17 protein-coding genes and 4 tRNA genes are annotated in these 19,689 nt (G+C 45.6%); 20 read left to right on the top strand and 1 reads right to left on the bottom strand.

Annotation, left to right across the window (positions count from 1 at the left end; translation table 11 throughout):
- Positions 1–12: 12 nt before the first annotated feature.
- The 10 genes from R7Z77_RS03935 (at position 13) to rpoS (ending at position 9,411) form a co-directional block, all read left to right on the top strand.
- Positions 13–1,653, top strand: coding sequence for a CTP synthase (locus R7Z77_RS03935; protein WP_021034029.1), 1,641 nt, complete (start codon positions 13–15; stop codon positions 1,651–1,653).
- Positions 1,654–1,731: 78 nt separating this feature from the next.
- Positions 1,732–3,033, top strand: coding sequence for a phosphopyruvate hydratase (eno, locus tag R7Z77_RS03930; protein WP_033907438.1), 1,302 nt, complete (start codon positions 1,732–1,734; stop codon positions 3,031–3,033).
- 401 nt (positions 3,034–3,434) lie between these two features.
- Positions 3,435–3,716, top strand: coding sequence for a cell division protein FtsB (gene ftsB / locus R7Z77_RS03925; RefSeq protein ID WP_005380907.1), 282 nt, complete (start codon positions 3,435–3,437; stop codon positions 3,714–3,716).
- A 1-nt stretch (position 3,717) separates the two neighbouring features.
- Positions 3,718–4,425, top strand: a complete 708-nt coding sequence (gene ispD / locus R7Z77_RS03920) for a 2-C-methyl-D-erythritol 4-phosphate cytidylyltransferase (protein ID WP_017821625.1) — start codon at positions 3,718–3,720, stop codon at positions 4,423–4,425.
- Between the two features lie 14 nt (positions 4,426–4,439).
- Positions 4,440–4,916 (top strand): 2-C-methyl-D-erythritol 2,4-cyclodiphosphate synthase, encoded by a 477-nt coding sequence (gene ispF / locus R7Z77_RS03915; protein WP_005380896.1) that lies wholly within the window; start codon positions 4,440–4,442, stop codon positions 4,914–4,916.
- A 45-nt stretch (positions 4,917–4,961) separates the two neighbouring features.
- Positions 4,962–6,005 carry a tRNA pseudouridine(13) synthase TruD gene (truD, locus tag R7Z77_RS03910; protein ID WP_033907437.1) on the top strand — a complete coding sequence of 348 codons (1,044 nt, stop codon included), beginning with the start codon at positions 4,962–4,964 and terminating at the stop codon, positions 6,003–6,005.
- A complete protein-coding gene (gene surE / locus R7Z77_RS03905; RefSeq protein ID WP_005380894.1) occupies positions 6,005–6,781 on the top strand; it encodes a 5'/3'-nucleotidase SurE in 777 nt (258 codons plus the stop codon). The genes truD and surE overlap by 1 nt, the downstream gene beginning before the upstream one ends.
- Complete coding sequence (locus tag R7Z77_RS03900; RefSeq protein WP_033907436.1) at positions 6,781–7,407, top strand: protein-L-isoaspartate(D-aspartate) O-methyltransferase; 627 nt, start codon at positions 6,781–6,783, stop codon at positions 7,405–7,407. Before surE ends, R7Z77_RS03900 begins: the two co-directional genes overlap by 1 nt.
- Positions 7,408–7,420: 13 nt before the next feature.
- The gene (locus tag R7Z77_RS03895; protein ID WP_033907434.1) at positions 7,421–8,344 is read left to right on the top strand and encodes a peptidoglycan DD-metalloendopeptidase family protein; all 924 of its coding nucleotides are present in this window, start codon (positions 7,421–7,423) and stop codon (positions 8,342–8,344) included.
- An 80-nt stretch (positions 8,345–8,424) separates the two neighbouring features.
- Positions 8,425–9,411, top strand: coding sequence for an RNA polymerase sigma factor RpoS (gene rpoS, locus R7Z77_RS03890; RefSeq protein ID WP_005380887.1), 987 nt, complete (start codon positions 8,425–8,427; stop codon positions 9,409–9,411).
- 82 nt (positions 9,412–9,493) lie between these two features.
- On the opposite strand, the gene mutS is transcribed toward rpoS, so the two are convergent.
- Positions 9,494–12,055, bottom strand: coding sequence for a DNA mismatch repair protein MutS (mutS, locus tag R7Z77_RS03885; protein WP_033907432.1), 2,562 nt, complete (start codon positions 12,053–12,055; stop codon positions 9,494–9,496).
- Positions 12,056–12,139: 84 nt separating this feature from the next.
- On the opposite strand from mutS, the gene pncC reads away from it, so the two are divergent.
- The 10 genes from pncC (at position 12,140) to R7Z77_RS03835 (ending at position 19,689) form a co-directional block, all read left to right on the top strand.
- Positions 12,140–12,622, top strand: coding sequence for a nicotinamide-nucleotide amidase (gene pncC / locus R7Z77_RS03880; protein WP_005380875.1), 483 nt, complete (start codon positions 12,140–12,142; stop codon positions 12,620–12,622).
- 200 nt (positions 12,623–12,822) lie between these two features.
- Positions 12,823–13,866, top strand: coding sequence for a recombinase RecA (gene recA / locus R7Z77_RS03875; RefSeq protein ID WP_005380874.1), 1,044 nt, complete (start codon positions 12,823–12,825; stop codon positions 13,864–13,866).
- A gap of 127 nt (positions 13,867–13,993) precedes the next feature.
- Positions 13,994–14,461, top strand: a complete 468-nt coding sequence (gene recX / locus R7Z77_RS03870) for a recombination regulator RecX (RefSeq protein WP_017633543.1) — start codon at positions 13,994–13,996, stop codon at positions 14,459–14,461.
- Positions 14,462–14,603: 142 nt separating this feature from the next.
- The gene (alaS, locus tag R7Z77_RS03865; protein WP_033907431.1) at positions 14,604–17,186 is read left to right on the top strand and encodes an alanine--tRNA ligase; all 2,583 of its coding nucleotides are present in this window, start codon (positions 14,604–14,606) and stop codon (positions 17,184–17,186) included.
- A gap of 212 nt (positions 17,187–17,398) precedes the next feature.
- Positions 17,399–18,586: an aspartate kinase gene (locus R7Z77_RS03860; RefSeq protein WP_033907430.1), complete on the top strand. Its 1,188-nt coding sequence runs from the start codon at positions 17,399–17,401 to the stop codon at positions 18,584–18,586.
- 92 nt (positions 18,587–18,678) lie between these two features.
- On the top strand, positions 18,679–18,876 hold the full coding sequence (csrA, locus tag R7Z77_RS03855; RefSeq protein ID WP_004415691.1) for a carbon storage regulator CsrA: 198 nt from the start codon (positions 18,679–18,681) through the stop codon (positions 18,874–18,876).
- A gap of 334 nt (positions 18,877–19,210) precedes the next feature.
- A tRNA-Ser gene (locus tag R7Z77_RS03850) sits at positions 19,211–19,302 on the top strand.
- Between the two features lie 31 nt (positions 19,303–19,333).
- Positions 19,334–19,410, top strand: a tRNA-Arg gene (locus R7Z77_RS03845).
- Between the two features lie 29 nt (positions 19,411–19,439).
- Positions 19,440–19,531: transfer RNA gene (locus tag R7Z77_RS03840), tRNA-Ser, on the top strand.
- An 85-nt stretch (positions 19,532–19,616) separates the two neighbouring features.
- A tRNA-Arg gene (locus R7Z77_RS03835) sits at positions 19,617–19,689 on the top strand.

Raw genomic sequence — 19,689 nt, 5'->3', positions numbered from 1 at the left:
TTCAGGTTAAACATGACGACAAATTACATTTTTGTTACTGGCGGGGTTGTATCCTCTCTAGGTAAAGGTATTGCAGCAGCATCTCTTGCGGCTATTCTAGAAGCTCGTGGTCTTAAAGTGACTATGATGAAGCTTGACCCTTACATCAACGTTGACCCGGGCACAATGAGCCCTACTCAGCACGGTGAAGTGTTCGTTACAGAAGATGGCGCAGAGACTGACCTTGACCTTGGTCACTACGAGCGTTTCATCCGTACCAAGATGACCAAGCGTAACAACTTCACTGCAGGTCGTGTTTATGCCGACGTACTTCGTAAAGAACGTCGTGGTGACTACCTAGGCGCAACTATTCAAGTTATCCCTCATATCACTAACGCGATCAAAGATCGCGTTATTGCAGGTTCTGAAGGCCATGATGTGGCTATCGTTGAAGTTGGCGGTACTGTTGGTGATATCGAATCACTACCATTTATGGAAGCGATTCGTCAGCTAGCTGTTGAGCTAGGCCGTGAGCGCGCAATGTTCATGCACCTAACACTTGTTCCTTACCTAGCGGCAGCGGGCGAAGTGAAAACTAAGCCGACGCAACACTCTGTAAAAGAACTTCTATCTATCGGTATTCAGCCAGACATCCTAGTTTGCCGTAGCGATCGCGTTATTCCTGCGAATGAGCGTAAAAAAATCGCACTGTTCTGTAATGTTCCAGAAAAAGCAGTAATTTCAATGAAGGATGTAGACTCTATCTACAAGATCCCTCAGTTGATTAAATCTCAAGGGCTAGATGACCTTGTGTGTGCTCGCTTTGGTATTACTGCTCCTGAAGCAGACCTTTCTGAATGGGAACAGGTTATCTACGAAGAAGCAAATCCTACTGGTGAAGTAACCATCGGTATGGTTGGTAAATACATTGAATTACCAGATGCATACAAATCTGTGAACGAAGCGCTTAAACACGCTGGCTTGAAAAACCGTCTAAGCGTCACAATTAAGTATGTAGACTCACAAGATATCGAAACAAAAGGCGTTGAACTTCTAGAAGGTTTGGACGCGATCCTAGTACCAGGTGGCTTCGGCGATCGTGGTATTGAAGGCAAGATCCGTGCGGCTCAATATGCACGTGAAAATAACGTGCCTTACCTAGGTATTTGTTTGGGTATGCAAGTTGCACTAATCGAATACGCGCGTAACGTTGCGGGTATGGAAGGTGCACATTCAACAGAATTTAACAAAGAGACTAAGTACCCTGTGGTAGGTTTGATCACAGAGTGGGTAGACGAATCAGGTAGCGTAGAAGAGCGTACTGAAAAGTCTGACCTAGGCGGTACGATGCGTCTTGGTTCACAGCTGTGTCACCTAGAGAAAGGGACTAAAGCTCGTGAACTGTACGGTAGCGCGACGATCCATGAACGTCACCGTCACCGTTACGAAGTGAATAACGTGCTTCGTCCGCAAATCGAAAAAGCAGGCCTAAAAGTATCAGGTCTATCTGCGGACAAGAAGTTAGTGGAAATGATTGAGAACCCAGCTCACCCATGGTTTGTAGCGGCTCAGTTCCACCCAGAATTCACCTCGACTCCTCGCGATGGACATCCATTGTTTGCAGGTTTTGTTAAGGCTGCGGGCCAAAACGCACGCGGCGAATTCGAGAAGTAAAAGGATACGGGCGGCGGCGAAGGTTGTGCTGCTGCCCTTTAAGATTGACATTTATATTTGAAACGAGAGGAAACATTAATGTCTAAGATCGTTAAAGTTCTAGGTCGTGAAATCATCGACTCACGTGGTAACCCAACTGTAGAAGCTGAAGTACACCTAGAAGGCGGTTTCGTAGGTATGGCGGCAGCTCCATCTGGCGCTTCTACTGGTTCTCGCGAAGCTCTTGAGCTACGTGACGGTGACAAAGCACGTTTCCTAGGTAAAGGTGTTCTTAAAGCAGTTGAAGCTGTAAACGGCCCAATCGCTGAAGCTCTAGTTGGCAAAGACGCTAAAGACCAAGCTGCAATCGACGCAGTAATGATCGAACTAGACGGCACTGAAAACAAATCTAAATTCGGTGCTAACGCTATCCTAGCTGTTTCTCTAGCAAACGCTAAAGCTGCTGCTGCTGCGAAAGGCATGCCTCTATACGAGCACATCGCTGAGCTAAACGGCACTGCAGGTCAGTTCTCTATGCCTCTACCAATGATGAACATCATCAACGGTGGCGAGCACGCAGACAACAACGTTGACATCCAAGAGTTCATGATCCAACCAGTTGGCGCTAAGACTCTTAAAGAAGGTCTACGTATCGGTGCAGAAGTATTCCACAACCTAGCTAAAGTTCTTAAGTCTAAAGGCTACAGCACTGCAGTTGGTGATGAAGGTGGTTTCGCTCCTAACCTTAAATCTAACGCTGAAGCTCTAGAAGTTATCGCAGAAGCTGTTGCAGCTGCTGGTTATGAACTAGGTAAAGACGTTACTCTAGCTATGGACTGTGCTGCATCTGAGTTCTTCGACAAAGAAGCTGGCATCTACAACATGAAAGGCGAAGGTAAAACTTTCACTTCTGAAGAGTTCAACCACTACCTAGCTGAGCTAGCTAACCAATTCCCAATCGTTTCTATCGAAGACGGTCTAGACGAGTCTGACTGGGATGGCTTCAAGCACCAAACTGAACTACTAGGTGGCAAGCTTCAACTAGTAGGTGACGATCTATTCGTTACTAACACTAAGATCCTTGCTGAAGGTATCGAGAAAGGCGTAGCTAACTCTATCCTTATCAAGTTCAACCAAATCGGTTCTCTAACTGAGACTCTAGCTGCAATCAAGATGGCTAAAGACGCAGGTTACACAGCAGTAATCTCTCACCGTTCTGGCGAAACTGAAGATGCAACTATCGCTGACCTAGCGGTAGGTACAGCTGCAGGTCAAATCAAAACTGGTTCTATGAGCCGTTCTGACCGTGTTGCTAAGTACAACCAGCTAATCCGTATCGAGGAAGCTCTAGGTGAGCGCGCTCCTTTCAACGGTCTTAAAGAAGTTAAAGGTCAAGCTTAATTCTTAATTGAATTAACCGCTTAACTTAAAGCTTTTGAAAACGCCTCGCACTTGCGGGGCGTTTTTTATATGACGGAAGCTCTAAGTGAGCGCGCTCCTCCATGTTTCAAGGAAGTGGTCTCAAAGAAGTTAAAGGTCAGGCTTAATTCTTATTGAGTAAAGTTTCGCTAAATAGCTTTTTGAAACCATCGCTACGGCGGTTTTTTGTATTTATAGGTTTGTATTTTTGGCTCTTACTTTGGTCATGGGTAAGGAGCGCTTCCTATGAGCTTGTTTCATTTTGCTGCTTATTTCTTGTAAGGAGCGTGTGAGTCTCCCTTTCTCCCCTAGAGGCAACCTCGCATTTATGCTATATATGTCACCTTATCTAATTCCTTCCGGTACAGAATGTTAGCAGCGATATGCGAATCTTTGTTATAGCCCTTACGCTACTGTTTGGCTTGCTTCAATACACTCTATGGTTTGGTAAAAACGGAGTGTCTGACTACTACACAGTAAAAGATGAAATTGAAGTTCAGCAACAAGTGAACAGCAAGCTACAAGCTCGCAACAATGAAATGTTCGCTGAGATTGATGACTTAAGGCAAGGTCTTGATGCGATTGAAGAACGTGCGCGTCATGAGCTCGGTTTAGTTAAAGATGGCGAGACTTTTTACCGCATTATAGGTGAGGAAAACCATTAAAATGTTGGATATGAACTCATCGCATATCGCAATTGTGCCAGCTGCGGGTGTGGGTAGCAGAATGAAGGCAGATCGCCCTAAGCAATATTTATTGATCGAAGGTAAAGCGGTACTGGAACATACCGTAGAGAAACTGCTTTCCCACCCAAATATTTCTAAGGTTGTCGTTGCCATTACTGACGGCGACCCATATTACCCAGAATTGTCCATTGCTAAGCACCCAGATGTGATTCGTGTAGCTGGTGGTAAAGAAAGAGCAGACTCTGTGTTATCAGGGCTAAACTATGTCAATGAGCATCTGGAAAGCGAGTGGGTATTAGTCCACGACGCTGCGAGGCCATGTGTATTAACATCCGACATTGACCGTTTGATTGATGTTTGCTGCGCCCACTCAACGGGTGGCATTCTCGCATCTCCTGTGAGAGATACAATGAAGCGAGCAAACGCAGTACAAGATATCGATCATACGGTAGATAGAGAAGCATTGTGGCATGCACTTACTCCACAAATGTTTAAAACTCAGCAGCTTACTCAAGCACTGGCTGACGCATTAGAACAGGGTGTAACCATTACCGATGAAGCCTCGGCTTTGGAATGGTTAGGCGAGAAGCCAGCCTTAGTTCAAGGGAATGCGAACAATATAAAAATCACTCAGCCAGAAGATCTTGCGTTAGCCGAGTTTTATCTAAGCCGTGAGCGCGGCGAATAAAGAAAGGATAGAAAATGATTCGAATTGGTCATGGTTTCGATGTACATAAATTCGGTGGTGAAGGCCCAGTCATTATTGGTGGTGTAGCAATCCCTTATGAGCAAGGTTTGATTGCTCACTCAGATGGCGATGTAGCGTTGCATGCGTTAACGGATGCTCTGCTGGGCGCGATTGCTGCCGGCGATATTGGTCGTCATTTCCCAGATACGGATGATAAATGGAAAGGCGCAAACAGTCGTGAATTACTGAAAGACGTTTACCGTCGAGTTAAAGAGCAAGGCTACCGTCTTGGCAATGCTGATGTAACCATCATGGCACAAGCGCCTAAAATGGCACCACACATTGACGCAATGTGTGCGGCGATAGCCGAAGACCTAGAAACCGACATTAGTAACATTAACGTAAAAGCGACGACGACAGAACGTCTCGGTTTTACTGGACGCAAAGAAGGCATTGCAACGGAAGCCGTTGTACTTCTGTTTAAGCAATAACTAGCAATTTGCTCCTCTAAGCTGTGATATCAGCGGAAACACATCATGTCAGACATTTTATCTTCATTGGCTTACCTAACGGGTAAGCCAGTTGCATCGGCAAAAATTAAAGCGCAGCCAGAGCATTTTCAGGTTCGCGAAGATTTAGGTTTTGCCTTTACGGGCGAAGGCGAGCACTTAATGGTTCGTATCCGTAAAACGGGCGAGAACACCAGCTTCGTTGCTAACGAGTTAGCAAAAGCCTGTGGTGTTAAGTCGAAAGACGTTAGCTGGGCGGGTCTTAAAGACCGTCATGCGGTGACGGAACAGTGGTTAAGTGTCCATTTACCAAAAGGTGAAACGCCAGATTTTTCAGCGTTTTTGGCTCAATACCCAAGTATCGAAATCCTTGCAACAGATCGTCACAATAAAAAACTGCGTCCTGGTGACCTAGTAGGGAACGAGTTCGTGGTTACTTTGTCTGAAGTGACAGATATAGCGGATGTAGAGCAACGTCTTGAAAAAGTGAAACAAGTTGGCGTGCCAAACTACTTTGGTAGTCAGCGTTTTGGTAACGATGGCAACAACCTTGAAGAAGCACGTCGATGGGGACGCGAAAACGTTCGTACCCGCAATCAAAACAAGCGAAGCATGTATTTATCAGCGGCTCGTTCGTGGATTTTCAACCGCATCGTTTCAGCTCGTCTAGAGAATGGTGTGTTTGATAAGTTCATTGATGGTGACATTGCACAGACGAATTCTGGCACTCAGTTGATTGATGCAAACAACATCACTGATTTGCAAGTGCAATTTGCACAAGGTGAAGCGGCAATTACCGCTGCGCTTGCTGGCGATAATGCACTGCCTACTCAAGCCGAGGCTCTGGCATTAGAGCAACCGTTTTTAGACGAAGAGCCTGACCTCATGGCGCTGATTCGTGGTAATCGCATGCGCCACGATCGTCGCGATATTGCGCTGAAGCCAAAAGATTTAGCTTGGACGGTTGAAGGTAACAACATTACGCTGACTTTCTCACTGGATGCGGGATCTTTTGCGACCTCTATTGTTCGTGAGTTAGTTAATGAGGTTGAAGTAGAAAGAGAATACTAATGGAACAGGATTCACGAAACCCGAAGCCCTTAAGAGTCTTAATCAGCAATGATGATGGTGTTCATGCACAAGGGATTCATGCCCTCGCTGATGAGTTGAGAGATATCGCCGAAGTGACCATTGTCGCACCTGATCGAAATCGTTCAGGTGCTTCGAATTCACTCACATTAGAACAACCATTACGCGTGACTGAAATTGCCCCAAATATCTACTCAGTGCAAGGCACGCCCACGGATTGTGTGCATTTCGCGCTGAATGAGCTAATGAAAGATGATTTGCCTGATCTTGTTCTGTCAGGAATCAACCATGGCGCTAATTTGGGTGATGATGTTCTTTATTCTGGAACAGTAGCAGCCGCCATGGAAGGTCATTTCCTTGGCGTTCAGTCGGTGGCTTTTTCACTAGTGGGTAAGCGACATTTCGAATCCGCCGCTAAAATTGCACGTCAAATTGTACAACAGCATTTAGCGTCGCCGATTCCAACGAATCGTCTACTGAACGTAAACGTGCCTGACTTACCATCAGAGAATTTAGGTGAAATTGAAGTTACGCGTTTAGGTGCACGTCATCACGCAGAGAATATGATCAAGCAGAAAGATCCGAGAGGCCATGACATTTATTGGTTAGGGCCACCAGGAAAGGAGCAAGATGCAGGAGAGGGCACGGACTTTTATGCAATTGAGCATGGCCGAGTTTCAATGACGCCTCTGCAAGTTGATCTCACCGCTCACGAGTCGCTGCGTGCTATGGATAGTTGGTTAAAGGAAGAGAAGTAATGAGTAACCCACATGCTGACAGGTTGATAGCGTTTCTTATCTCCAGTGGCATCAAAGACCAAAGAGTTCTGGATGCTATCCAACGCTTGCCACGAGAAAGCTTTGTTTCTCAAGCGATGATGCACCAAGCCTATGATAACAATGCGTTACCAATTGGTCAGGGACAAACTATTTCTCAGCCTTATATCGTTGCTCGTATGACCGAGTTGCTTGAGCTAGAATCGGCGAGTCGTGTTCTGGAAATCGGAACGGGATCGGGTTATCAAACTGCGGTACTGGCGCAAATTGTTGATCATGTATACTCCGTTGAGCGAATTAAATCGTTGCAATGGGAAGCAAAGCGTCGCCTGAAGCAATTGGATATTTACAATGTTTCAACTAAGCATGCTGATGGGTGGCAGGGCTGGGAAGCGAGAGGTCCTTTCGATGCTATCATTGTTACCGCTGCCGCTGAAGTGATTCCCCAAGCTCTTCTCTCACAATTAAGAGATGGCGGCAAAATGGTCATTCCTGTTGGAGATACGGAACAACAGTTATTAAAAATAGAGCGTAAGGGAGACGAATATCTCTCTACCGTTGTAGAAATGGTTCGGTTCGTACCTCTGGTTGCGGGTGATTTAGCTTAAGGGTTAGGGATAGGTGAATAAGTTACTACGTCATATTGGTATTAGCTTTGTGTTTGCTGCAGGACTAGTTGGTTGTGCAGCGCATTCCCCTGCACCTGTCTCTAGCCTAAAAAAAGACTATTCAAGCCTTGAAAGAGGGAGTTACAGAGGGAGTTATTATGAGGTAAAAAAAGGCGATACACTTTACTTCATAGCTTATGTCACAGATAAAGATGTAAATGATCTTGTTCGTTACAATGAGTTAACTCAGCCTTACACTATCTACCCAGGACAGAGGCTAAAACTTTGGGCTCCGAAATATGTCGCCCCTAAATATGGTCAAAAAGTTGAACCCGTTGTGGCTCCTGTTGTTACGACACCCCCAGCTCCAGTGACGAAAACATCAACAGCCTCTAAACCTAAACCTTCGAGTAAAAACTCTAGTCAAAAACCTACAGAGACTAAGCCTAAAGTCGTACAAAAACAGCCTCCAAAGAAGGTTGAACAATCGAAAACAAAGGAGTATGTTGGTTCAAAAGACAACCAAAAAGTGAAGCAAAAATCGCCAACTACCACAGTAAAGAGTGATAAAGTCTCAAAGTGGTTGTGGCCAACAAAAGGGAGAGTAATCAAGAACTTTTCGGCGGGAGAACAGGGAAATAAAGGTATCGACATCGCAGGACAGCGTGGTCAACCTATCGTTTCAACCGCAGCCGGCACAGTCGTTTATTCAGGCAATGCGCTACGAGGTTATGGCAACTTAATTATAGTAAAGCATAACGACAATTATTTAAGCGCATACGCACATAATGACAAACTGCTGGTCACAGAAGGACAAAGCGTAAAAAGCGGACAAAAAATCGCCACCATGGGTAGTTCAGGTGCAAAGTCGGTCAAACTACACTTTGAAATTCGCTATCAAGGTAAATCAGTGAATCCAAAACGCTATTTGCCTTAAAACTTTGAAAAACAACTTGCGACATCATTTAGCGACATATTGAGTTGTCATGTCTTGCTAACTCGCCAGGGGGAGGCGTTATGAGTATCAGCAACACAGTAACCAAAGTTGAAGAGTTTGCATTTGACAATGCGTCAGTGAAGACCATTGATAACGAACTCGAAAGATCATCATCCACAGAAAGCAAAGCGACTGCGCGTGAAGAATTTGACGCGAGCAGTAAAAGCTTAGATGCAACTCAGTTGTATTTGGGCGAAATTGGCTTCTCACCTTTACTTACTGCCGAAGAAGAAGTGCTTTACGCAAGACGCGCCCTACGTGGCGACGAAGCGGCACGCAAACGTATGATCGAAAGTAACCTACGTTTGGTTGTTAAGATTTCTCGTCGATACAGTAACCGTGGTCTAGCACTACTCGATCTGATTGAAGAAGGTAACCTCGGCTTGATCCGAGCGGTCGAAAAATTCGACCCAGAACGTGGTTTCCGTTTCTCTACTTACGCAACATGGTGGATCCGACAAACGATAGAGCGAGCGTTGATGAACCAAACTCGCACGATCCGTCTACCTATCCACGTAGTGAAAGAGCTGAACATTTATCTGCGTACTGCGCGTGAACTTTCTCAAAAGCTCGATCACGAACCGACCGCAGAAGAAATTGCTGCTCAATTAGATATTCCAGTCGAAGACGTAAGCAAAATGTTACGCCTTAATGAGCGTATTAGCTCTGTCGACACGCCAATCGGTGGTGACGGTGAGAAAGCGCTGCTGGATATTATTCCTGATGCAAACAACTCTGATCCAGAAGTTTCGACTCAAGATGACGACATCAAATCATCGTTGATTCATTGGTTAGAAGAGTTGAATCCGAAACAGAAAGAAGTGCTTGCACGTCGCTTCGGCCTACTAGGCTACGAGCCTTCGACGCTGGAAGAAGTTGGTCGAGAGATTGGTCTGACACGTGAGCGAGTACGTCAAATACAAGTGGAAGGTTTACGTCGTCTTCGTGAAGTCCTAATCAAACAAGGTTTGAATATGGAAAACTTGTTTAACGTAGAAGACGATTAAGTAATCCGTATTTCACTAGATACACAAAAGGCTATGGTTCCCCCTAGCCTTTTTTCTTTTTTGCTCGTCGGTGTGAGTCTGTTTACAGCATCTTCTTCAAGCGATACAGCTCTTCAAGAGCTTGGCGTGGCGTTAAGTCGTCAGGATCAATACCTGACAGAGCTTGTTCGACCTCGCTAGGCTCTGGAATCAGGCTCAACTGGTTAGCCACATCTACTGCACTTGGACGCGGTGTGTCACTGTTTTGCCCCAGTTGCTCTAGCTGAGATAGCTTGTTACGCGCATTTTTGATGACCGTTTTTGGTACGCCAGCTAAGCCCGCAACAGCCAAGCCGTAAGACTTACTTGCCGCACCTTCTTGAACTGCGTGCATAAAGGCAATGCTGTCTCCATGCTCTACGGCATCCAAGTGAACGTTCGCTAAGTTTGGCAGTTGGTTCGGTAACTCTGTTAATTCGAAGTAGTGAGTTGCAAATAGGGTCATCGCACCAATTTGTGTTGCGAGCCATTCCGCACTTGCCCAAGCTAAAGACAGACCGTCGTAAGTACTAGTACCGCGTCCGATTTCATCCATTAGCACCAAACTGTTCTTAGTTGCGTTGTGAAGAATATTGGCTGTTTCGGTCATTTCTACCATGAAGGTCGAGCGGCCAGATGCAAGATCATCTGATGCACCAATACGAGTAAATATACGATCTAAAGAACCAATCTGTGCGGATTCTGCCGGTACATAAGAGCCGATATGTGCCATCAATGCAATCAGCGCAGTTTGACGCATGTAGGTTGATTTACCACCCATGTTTGGACCGGTGATGATCAACATCTTACGGGCTGGGTTAAGCTCAATTGGGTTCGCGATGAACGGCTCTGTTGTTACTTGTTCTACGACTGGATGACGGCCAGCTTGAATGTGAATTCCTGCGTCTTTCACAAGCGTTGGGCGGCAGTAATCTAACGAATCTGCACGCTCTGCAAGGTTTTGTAATACATCTAGTTGAGACAGAGCAGAAGCTAGGTTTTGCAGCTTCTCAAGGTTTGGCATCAATAGATCAAACAGTTCTTCCCACAACTGTTTCTCAAGTGCTAACGCTTTAGATTTCGAGTTAAGTACTTTGTCTTCGTGTTCCTTAAGCTCTGGGATGATGTAGCGTTCAGCGTTTTTGAGTGTTTGGCGACGTACATAATGCGGTGGAACCAAATGGCTCTGGCCACGGCTCACTTGGATAAAGAAGCCATGAACGTTGTTATAGCCTACTTTAAGCGTATCGATACCGTGTCGTTCACGCTCATCTCGCTCAAGCTGCTCAAGATATTCTGTTGCACCGTCTGCCAATTTTCGCCATTCATCGAGCTCCGCATTGTAGCCTTCAGCGATGACGCCACCATCACGAATAACAACCGGCGGATTTTCTTTAATCGCGCGTTCTAACAGGTCACATACTTCGTCAATCGGAGCTGCATACTTCGCCAATTTCGTTAGGTACGGATGGGTCAAAGAAGCGGTGACAGATTCTAGCTCTGGTAGCTGTTGCATGGCATTGCGAAGTCTAGCCATATCGCGAGGGCGAGCAGAGCGTAATGCAAGGCGCGCTAAGATACGTTCAATATCACCAATTTGCTTTAACGTTGGTTGAAGATCGGCAAACAGAGCTTGTTCTTTAATCTCACCAATTGCATCAAGACGATTGTTTAACGTTTCAATGCAACGCATAGGCTGATGCAACCAACGCTTCAGCATTCGGCTGCCCATCGGAGTTGCACAATGGTCGAGTACTGCAGCTAGCGTGTTATCGGTTCCGCCTGCTAGATTTTGAGTAATTTCCAGATTACGTCGGGTAGCAGCATCAAGGATGACGGATTGATCCTGATGATCAAACGTTAAAGAGCGAATATGAGGTAAAGCCGTACGTTGAGTATCTTTTACGTACTGGATCAAACAACCAGCAGCACATAACCCTAAGGACGCATGTTCTACACCAAAACCAACCAGATCTTTTGTGCCAAATTGTTGATTGAGTTGTTGCTTAGCCGTATCAAGCTCAAACTCCCAGACTGGGCGACGACGGTTACCATTGCGGCTCGCCATTAAATGTACAGGTTCAAAATCTTCTGGGAACAGTAGCTCACGTGGTGCGGTACGTTGAAGCTCGGCTGTCATCGCTTCTTCAGTTTCTGGTTCTGTCAGTTGGAAGCGACCAGAGGTGACATCCAGCGTCGCATAACCGAACTTACCGTTGTGATGGTAAATTGCTGCGATTAAGTTATCGACACGCTCAGAAAGCAGCGCCTCATCCGTCACAGTACCTGGTGTAACGATACGCACAACTTTACGTTCTACTGGGCCCTTGCTGGTGGCCGGATCGCCAATCTGTTCACAGATCGCCACAGACTCACCAAGCTGAACAAGTTTTGCCAGGTAGCCCTCTACGGCGTGAAATGGCACACCCGCCATTGGGATAGGTTCACCTGCAGACGCACCACGTTTGGTCAATGAAATATCAAGAAGCTGAGAAGCTCGCTTGGCATCATCGTAAAAGAGTTCGTAGAAATCGCCCATGCGGTAGAACAGCAAAATCTCTGGGTTCTCAGCTTTTAGCTTGAGGTATTGCTGCATCATCGGAGTGTGTTTTTGTTCAGCTTTCACAGGTAAGTTCTTTTGTTTATTTCCGTAGCGGCTTAGGATACGTGAATCCCTATCAAGTAAAAAGAGACAAAGGGCATTTTGGCTATGGAAAAAACAACAAAATTGAGTGCCGATTTAGGCGCATTATTGGCTAAACACGGGCATCTTTTAACGACCGCAGAATCATGCACTGGTGGTGGTGTTGCAACCGCCATTACTGACATTGCTGGTAGTTCAGCGTGGCTTGACCGTGCGTTTGTCACCTACAGTAATGAAGCGAAAATGGAGATGCTTGGTGTGCAAGCTTCAACGTTAGAAGCGCATGGTGCAGTGAGTGAGCCAGTTGTGATTGAAATGGTACAGGGTGCAATGAAAAACTCCAATGCGACCATCGGTGTGTCCATCAGTGGTATTGCAGGGCCGGGGGGGGGCAGTGAAGAGAAACCAGTCGGCATGGTCTGCTTTGCTTTTGCTGATAACCAAAGTTGGCAGCAAGTCGAAACCATGCATTTTACTGGTGACCGTGCAGAAGTTCGCAAAAAAGCGGTCGAGCATGCGCTGACTCAATTGTATCAACATCTACTCTAGAATTTCTTAAATTGTTTTAGCCCAGCATTGATAAGGGCTAGAGCAAATCACGACTTTAGGTCAGCCAAATTTTTTTCATACAGGTATGGACACTGTATGAATCAACAGTATAATAACTTTCATTGCTGAGCAGTTCTTCTGCTTAAGAAAAATGAATTACTATTCGTCGCCCAAAGAAGATGAATAAATCGGAGAAAGTAATGGACGAGAACAAACAGAAAGCGCTCGCCGCTGCGCTAGGTCAAATTGAAAAGCAATTCGGTAAAGGCTCTATCATGCGCCTTGGTGATAACCGCGCAATGGACGTAGAAACCATCTCAACGGGTTCTCTTTCTCTTGATATCGCTTTGGGTGCTGGTGGTCTACCAATGGGTCGTATCGTAGAAATCTACGGCCCAGAATCTTCAGGTAAAACAACATTAACGCTTGAGCTTATTGCTGCTGCGCAACGTGAAGGCAAAACTTGTGCGTTTATCGATGCAGAGCACGCTCTAGATCCTGTATACGCGAAGAAACTTGGCGTAGATATCGATGCATTGCTAGTTTCTCAGCCAGACACAGGTGAGCAAGCGCTAGAGATCTGTGACGCACTTGCACGTTCTGGTGCTATCGATGTTATGGTTGTCGACTCTGTTGCAGCGCTAACACCGAAAGCAGAAATCGAAGGCGAAATGGGCGATAGCCACATGGGTCTGCAAGCACGTATGCTTTCTCAAGCAATGCGTAAGCTAACGGGTAACCTAAAGCAGTCTAACTGTATGTGTATCTTCATCAACCAAATCCGTATGAAGATTGGTGTGATGTTTGGTAACCCAGAAACAACAACAGGTGGTAACGCACTTAAGTTCTACGCTTCTGTTCGTCTAGATATCCGTCGTACTGGCGCAATCAAAGAAGGTGACGAAGTCGTAGGTAACGAAACGCGCATCAAAGTTGTTAAGAATAAGATTGCAGCACCATTTAAAGAAGCAAACACACAAATCATGTACGGCCAAGGCTTTAACCGCGAAGGTGAACTTGTCGATCTAGGTGTGAAGCACAAGTTAGTTGAAAAAGCCGGTGCTTGGTATAGCTACAATGGCGATAAGATTGGTCAAGGTAAAGCGAATGCATGTAACTACCTGCGTGAGCACCCTGAAGTGGCTAAAACTATCGATACAAAACTGCGTGAAATGTTGCTAGCGCCAGCACTTGCGGAAGCGCCTGAAGCTGGTGAAGCGCCAGAGCAAGCTGAAGAGTTTTAATCTCTCATAGATTAATAAATGACAAAGCCCTGCAATGCGGGGCTTTGTTGTATCTATTGAAATCAAAAATCGAATTATCACAAAGGCCATTGAGAGCCTGTACAGCAAAAATACTTTTAGGATCATCATGTACCAAAAACGCCAGGCGCCAACATTATCGAGCAAAGAGGCTGCTATACAATTGCTTAGCCGTCGCGATCATGGTCAGTATGAGCTTTACCAAAAATTATCGATGAAGGGCTATGAAGAATCAGACATCGACATCGCAATTAATTTTTGCCTAGACCATAACTATTTAGATGATTTACGTTACGCGAAGAGTCAAATTAGACAGCATGTATACAAAGGACATGGAGAGCGTCGAATTCGTCAAGAGTTAAACCAGAAGCGTGTTGCGGAGTCGGTGATTGAGCAAGCTATGGCTGAAGAGCCGCAAGATTGGTTTGAACTGGCTAAACAGGCGGCAGAAAAGAAATTCAAAGGTATTAAAGCCAAAGACCAAAAAGAGTACGCAAAACAAGTTCGTTTTCTGCAATATCGTGGCTACAGTTTTGACCAAATCAGCTACGCGCTGAGCTTTGAGGACGAAGATTAACGGTCAGTCGTCCGCACTGATTTTTGTTTTGCTTCAAATTTTTTCTCCTACTCCCTCTTTTCCTCAAGAAAACTAGTCTCAGCTGTTTGCATGATCTACAATACGGCAAAATTCTAACTCGACTATTTTCAGGAAGAGCTGCATGTACATGAGCACTGATGAGGTTCGTAACGCGTTCCTCAAGTTCTTTGAGAGCAAAGGACACCAAATCGTAGAAAGTTCATCGTTAGTTCCACATAACGACCCAACCCTGCTGTTCACAAACGCAGGTATGAACCAATTTAAAGATTGTTTCTTAGGCTTAGAAAAACGAGCCTACACTCGAGCGACTACGGCTCAGCGTTGCGTACGTGCTGGTGGTAAACATAACGACCTAGAAAATGTTGGCTTTACTGCTCGTCACCACACATTCTTTGAAATGTTAGGCAACTTCAGCTTTGGCGATTACTTCAAAGAAGATGCGATCTCCTTTGCTTGGGAATTCCTAACCGAAGTTCTTAAACTGCCAGCGGATCGTTTATTGGTAACTGTTTACGAAACCGATGACGAAGCGTTTGACATCTGGAACAAGAAAGTTGGCGTACCCGCTGATCGTATTGTTCGCATTGGTGATAAAGAAGGCGGCAAGCCGTACGAGTCTGATAACTTCTGGCAAATGGGCGACACTGGCCCTTGTGGTCCATGTACTGAAATCTTCTACGATCACGGTGAGCACATCTGGGGTGGCCGTCCTGGCACGCCTGAAGAAGATGGTGACCGTTTCATCGAGATCTGGAACAACGTATTCATGCAGTTCAACCGTCACGCAGACGGCACTATGGAACCGCTACCAAAACCATCGGTAGATACTGGTATGGGTATCGAGCGTATCTCTGCAATCATGCAGGGCGTTCACTCAAACTACGAAATTGATGTATTCCAAGCTCTTATCAAAGCAGCAGCAGAAGTGATCGGTTACGAAGACCTATCAAACCAATCACTACGCGTTATCGCTGACCACATCCGTTCATGTTCATTCCTGATCGTGGATGGCGTTATGCCTTCAAACGAAGGTCGTGGTTACGTATTACGCCGTATCATCCGTCGCGCAGTTCGTCACGGTAACAAGCTGGGCGCACAAGGTGCATTCTTCCACAAGTTGGTTGGCGTTCTAGCTGACATCATGGGTACGGCTGGTGAAGAGCTGAAGCGTCAACAAGCTGTGGTTGAAAAAGTACTGCGTATCGAAGAAGAAAACTTTGGTCGTACACTTGAGCGCGGTATGGCGATTCTAAACGAAGCACTAGATAACCTAGATGGTAAAGTACTAGACGGCGAAACCGTATTTAAACTTTACGATACTTACGGCTTCCCAGCTGACTTAACTAACGACGTAGCACGTGAGCGTGAGTTCGCAATCGACGAAGAAGGTTTCGAGAAAGCGATGGAAGAGCAGCGTCAACGTGCGCGTGAAGCGGGTAACTTCGGTACTGACTACAACGCAGCAATCAAAGTTGATACGCAAACAGAATTCTGTGGTTACACAGGTACTAAAGGCTCTAGTTCTGTAGCAGCGATGTTCGTTGAAGGCAACGAAGTAGATTCGCTATCTGCGGGCGACAAAGCAATCATCGTACTTGGTGAAACACCATTCTACGCAGAGTCAGGCGGTCAGTGTGGTGACGCTGGTGAAATCCGTACTGAGTCTGGTGTATTCCGCGTTGAGGACACTCAAAAACTAGGTAACGCAATCGCGCACCACGGTGTAATGGCAGAAGGCGTTCTAGCGAAAGGTGATGAAGTAGCAACTATCGTTGACGCAGAGCGTCGCGCAGCTATCTCTCTAAACCACTCAGCAACGCACTTGCTACACGCAGCACTACGCCAAGTTTTAGGTGAGCACGTAACGCAGAAAGGCTCATTGGTGAAGGCAGACAACCTACGTTTCGACTTCTCGCATCTAGAAGCCGTAACCGCAGCAGAGTTGAAAGAAGTTGAGCGCCTAGTTAACGCGCAAATTCGTCGCAACCACACGATTGAAACCAACGTGATGGACATTGAGTCAGCTAAGAAGAAAGGCGCAATGGCTCTATTCGGCGAGAAGTACGACGACGAAGTACGCGTATTGTCTATGGGTGACTTCTCGACAGAGCTTTGCGGTGGTATTCACGCATCAAGCACAGGTGATATTGGCCTATTCAAAATCACTTCAGAAAGCGGCATTGCTGCAGGTATTCGACGTATTGAGGCGGTAACAGGCGAGGCTGCATTAGACGCTATTGAAGCTCAAAACGCGAAGTACGAAGAGAAACTGGCAGAATCTGCACAGAAAGCAAAAGCGCTAGAGAAAGAAGTGCAGAAGCTAAAAGATAAGATGGCGGCAGCAGAAAGCGCTAACATCATGGGCAAAGCGGTTGAAGTCAATGGTACAAAAGTTCTAGTCGCAGCTCTTGAAGGCGCTGACAGCAAGAACCTACGTACTATGGTTGATGACATCAAGAACCAAATGGGGTCTGGTATCGTACTGCTTGCCAACGTAACAGGTGACAAGGTTGGCTTGATTGCTGGTGTGACTAAAGATCTAACTGGTAAAGTAAAAGCCGGAGATCTAGTTAAGATGATTGCTGAGCAAGTCGGTGGTAAGGGCGGTGGTCGTCCTGACATGGCTCAAGCTGGTGGTACTGATGTAGCCGCACTACCAGAGGCAATTAAAACAGTTCAGCCTTGGTTAGAAGAGCGCTTATAAGCTTTTAACTACTAAAATTACGCTCAATCAAGTTTCTTTGATTGAGCGTAATTTTTTTTAGCAGCCAAGTGGTTTAATTGACCAAAAGTTAACCGAGCCATTTAGGCTATTTGGTTTTTGTTGTAACTACTGCTTATATAATTTTTCTAAAAGGAAATACTGAAGATGTAAGCAGTTCTAAAGAGACTTCGGTCTTGGGAAGGTGAAGACTGGTGAAAAAGCCCCTTATCGTGCAAAAGTTTGGCGGAACCTCAGTGGGTTCAATTGAAAGAATCCACCAAGTTGCTGAACACATCATTAAGGCGAAAAATGATGGCAATCAAGTTGTTGTTGTCGTGTCTGCAATGTCAGGCGAAACAAACAGACTGATGGACCTCGCTAAACAGATAGATAGCGTGCCTACAGCTCGAGAACTTGATGTTTTGCTCTCTGCTGGTGAGCAAGTGTCAATGGCACTGTTAGCAATGACACTCAATAAATTGGGTCATGCTACACGCTCGCTTACCGGAGCACAGGCGAATATTGTGACGGATAATCAACACAATGACGCAACGATTAAACACATTGATACTAAGACAATTCTGGGGTTGCTTGAGCAAGACCAAATCGTGATTGTTGCAGGCTTTCAAGGTGTGAATGAGAACGGGGATATCACCACATTAGGTCGAGGTGGCTCAGATACGAGCGCAGTGGCACTGGCAGGCGCATTGCGCGCTGATGAGTGTCAAATCTTTACCGACGTTGATGGTATTTATACTTGTGACCCACGTGTAGTGAAAAACGCGCGAAAATTGGCGGTTATCGATTTTCCTTCCATGGAAGCGATGGCAAGCCGAGGCGCGAAAGTATTACATTTACCTTCAGTGCAATTTGCATGGAAGAATAATGTGCCACTGCGCGTGCTTTCGACATTTGATGTTAATGAAGGCAGTCTGGTAAAGGGGGAGTTAGGCAATCAAGCCGTCTCTGGTATAGCCATTCAACGTGACCTTGCCATAATCGAAGTCGATAAAGAACATTTATCTAGTGCTACAAAACAATGTCAGATGTTGGGTATCGACATTTGGAATGTGATCGAGGAAACAGAACGGGCAGGTATCATGATAAAACAAGATGCATGTGCCAAGTTCGATCTGGTGTTCAGCGACAAAATCCGTAATAGTGAAGTGGTAAGCCTGTTGACCGCAGTGGGGCTTGAGGCCAATGGAATGGTAGAGCACGCATGCGATTTGTTGGCAAAGCGAGATATTGAGATCAATTTCAGCGCAACGAATGCACTCACTATGATGCTAGTTTTAGCACCCGAATGTGTGGATACAGCAGCAAACATTCTGCATGATGCTTACATTACGTCTAGTGAAGCATTAAACATTCAACAAAAACATGCCTTTTTAGGCTGATTTTCGCTAACAAGGTAGTTTACGAAAATATAACTTTTGTTGGATAATAGCTTTGTAGCAAGAAAATTTAGAGATTACTCAAGGAGCAAAGAATGCTAATTTTGACTCGCCGCGTAGGCGAAACACTGATGATTGGTGATGAAGTGACTGTAACTGTACTAGGTGTTAAAGGTAACCAAGTGCGTATCGGCGTTAACGCTCCGAAAGAGGTTTCAGTTCACCGTGAAGAAATCTACATGCGCATTCAAGCTGAAAAAGGCAATGGCAACGTTGCTTCAGGTAACTACTAAGTCGCTCCTGTTTACAGAGCTTAGTTTGAATGAAAAAGGCTAACCGAAGGGTTGGCCTTTTTAGTTTTTACTGTTTTTGAAAATTTGCAGAAACTATTGTGTTGAGTATGGCTGTGAATTCATCAATAATGTTGATTCGAACTTCAGAAAGTTATTTGAAAATAAATGTCTTTTTTTCAGAGAAGACTCTCTTTTTTTCATCATAATAGAGTGATAAAGTTCGTTTAATAGTCACTTTGATTAAATCAGCAACGGTTAAGCCAGTTTCGTAGATTTTTTCAAAGAAAGTGTTTGACATATTTTCGGTAAAACGTAATATGTGCCTCCGCAAGACGGTGAGGTGGCCGAGAGGCTGAAGGCGCTCCCCTGCTAAGGGAGTATACGGTTTATCCCGTATCGAGGGTTCGAATCCCTCCTTCACCGCCATTCTTGCAACGTTGATTTATCAACAAAAAGTGCGTCCTTAGCTCAGCTGGATAGAGTACCTGGCTACGAACCAGGCGGTCGGAGGTTCGAATCCTCCAGGACGCGCCATATCTCTTTTGAGATATAACAATGAAAACGGTGAGGTGGCCGAGAGGCTGAAGGCGCTCCCCTGCTAAGGGAGTATACGGTTTATCCCGTATCGAGGGTTCGAATCCCTCCTTCACCGCCATTCATTGACTGGCCCGATGGCCTTTTTTTTGTTTCGTAAGAAATGAATGTGATTTACTTCACAACTTCTTAGCAAGAAGATCTGCGCGTCCTTAGCTCAGCTGGATAGAGTACCTGGCTACGAACCAGGCGGTCGGAGGTTCGAATCCTCCAGGACGC

This window comes from Vibrio sp. 1401 (assembly GCF_033340295.1).
Note: the sequence above shows the minus strand (reverse complement) of the source record. Positions and strands in the feature narration are given on the sequence as shown.